Source organism: Gilvimarinus sp. 1_MG-2023 (assembly GCF_030548285.1).
The window spans coordinates 1-277 of the sequence record NZ_JAUOSC010000928.1 but is presented as its reverse complement, the minus strand read 5'-3'; the positions used below and the strand labels follow the sequence as shown (position 1 = coordinate 277).

1 protein-coding gene is annotated in these 277 nt (G+C 49.5%); it reads right to left on the bottom strand.

The features are described 5' to 3' along the window. Positions 1-251: hypothetical protein (locus Q4563_RS19585; RefSeq protein WP_303605706.1), on the bottom strand; the 251-nt coding region annotated here is incomplete at its 3' end. Positions 252-277: the final 26 nt, after the last annotated feature.

Here is a 277-nt window from a genome sequence, read left to right as displayed (position 1 = left end):
ATAGACTTTAGGCTAATATTGTATACGAAAATACAGAATCTGGCTAAAAAAAGGCCAGAATATTTGTTCAGAAAACGATTTTGTATGCAATCGGTGACGATGACCCGTTTGGTGTCACCTTGTCGCCAGGCTCCGCTTGCTTGTCGCGCCACATCGACTGCAGCGTGTGCTGACGGCATGATGGAGCGGCAGCGGCAAATAGAATCAAGGGGCAGAACTGGAACCTCACGCTGTCGCAGCTGAGCATCCATTTTGAGTGGCAGCATCGACGCGTATC